This window comes from Priestia sp. P5_B4 (assembly GCF_056400385.1).
The window spans coordinates 1-1,595 of the sequence record NZ_JBFULJ010000877.1 but is presented as its reverse complement, the minus strand read 5'-3'; the positions used below and the strand labels follow the sequence as shown (position 1 = coordinate 1,595).

Sequence of the window (1,595 nt, the reverse complement as noted above, 5' to 3'; positions counted from 1 at the left end):
AGTCAACTTATTAACTCTCTAGTTCAATACTGTAAAGAACTTGATTATGAACGCCTTTTTCTTTGGACCGTTAGTGATATGGTTACAGCTAGACCACTATATAAAAAGTTTGGGTTTGAAATAATGGAAGTACAAGAGAAAAAATCCTTGTGGGGAGCTACTTTAATAGAAGAACGCTGGGATTTAGAGCTAAGAAAAAAATAATCACTTTTAGTTGAGGGGAATATATGAAAAGAACATTTCATTACGCTTGGATTATTGTTTTTGTTACATTTTTGACTTTTTTAGCCGTTCAAGGTGTTCGGCTTTCATTTGGAGCTTTTGTTGAACCTTGGGAAACAGATTTCTCAATGGATAGAGGAACCATTTCTCTTATCTCAACATTGAGTTTTATTATCTATGGGCTGTCTCAACCACTCATTGGAAGACTGGTAGATAAGTTGGGTGCTCGGCTCATTTTATCCTTTAGTACTTTTCTAGTAGGTATAAGTATTTTTCTCACATCTTTTGTAACTCACCCCTGGCAATTATTCTTTCTTTACGGAATTATGGTTTCTCTCGGCGTGGGAGGAGCCTCCAATGTAGCCGCAACGGTGGTTGTGACCAATTGGTTTAACGAAAAACGTGGACTTGCGTTTGGGATTATGGAAGCTGGATTTGGTGCTGGACAAATGCTTCTTGTCCCAGGATCTCTTATGTTAATTCATTGGCTTAATTGGAAAATGACAGTTGTTATATTAGGCGCCTTTTTAGTGCTTATTGTCTTTCCTATCGTCCTTTTATTTTTACGGAATCATCCTAAAGAGAAAGGTTTAGTTCCTATTGGGGGTGAAATCGTAGAAGAAGGTACAGTCGAAAAAAAAGCTTTAAATATAAACGCTTCAATATGGAATGTCTTTCTAAAAAGAGAGTTTTGGTTTTTAATCTTACCTTTTGCTATTTGTGGTTTCACTACTACAGGATTAATGGATACGCACCTTATTCCTTTTTCACATGATCATGGATTCTCAACAAGTGTTACTAGTGCTGCAGTAAGTATACTTGCTGGGTTTAATATTATAGGTATTTTACTATCTGGTGTTGTGGCTGATCGCTGGAGTAGTCGCAAAATGTTATTTCTTTTATATGGAATGAGGGCGATGTCTATTTGTATTCTCTTGTACAGTCATAATTCTGCATTATTGCTTATTTTTGCAGTATTATTTGGATTAGTTGACTTTGCAACTGTAGCTCCAACTCAATTACTAGCTACTCAATATTTTAAAGAATACTCCATTGGGTTTATTTTAGGGTGGTTATTCCTTAGCCATCAAATAGGATCGGCATTGGGAGCTTATTTACCAGGCTTATTTTATAACCAAACAGGTAGTTATAATATTTCTTTTTATGTCTCAATTATGATCTTAGCAGGAGCAGCCATTTTAAACTTGTTACTCCCTGAACCTCATAAAGTTACGCAAAAAGAGAAAATAGATACTCACGAACAGCTACAAGATTAATAAAAAGGTAAGCCTTCATTAACGGCTTACCTCTTTTATTTATTATGATTACCTATAAGAAACATTATGGTGCGACAAGAAGTCGCTTTCTTACAG

Annotated in this window: 2 protein-coding genes; both read left to right on the top strand. The window is 35.5% G+C overall.

The annotated features are described in order from the left end of the window. On the top strand, positions 1 to 204 hold a 204-nt coding region (locus AC1DRF_RS26985; RefSeq protein ID WP_477742191.1), incomplete at its 5' end, for a GNAT family N-acetyltransferase. A 23-nt stretch (positions 205 to 227) separates the two neighbouring features. After that, the gene (locus AC1DRF_RS26980; protein WP_477742190.1) at positions 228 to 1,499 is read left to right on the top strand and encodes an MFS transporter; all 1,272 of its coding nucleotides are present in this window, start codon (positions 228 to 230) and stop codon (positions 1,497 to 1,499) included. Positions 1,500 to 1,595: the final 96 nt, after the last annotated feature.

Coding starts and splice junctions, on each gene's coding strand:
- AC1DRF_RS26980 (WP_477742190.1), top strand. CDS start 228: ATGAAAAGAACATTTCATTACGCTTGGATTATTGTTTTTGTTACATTT.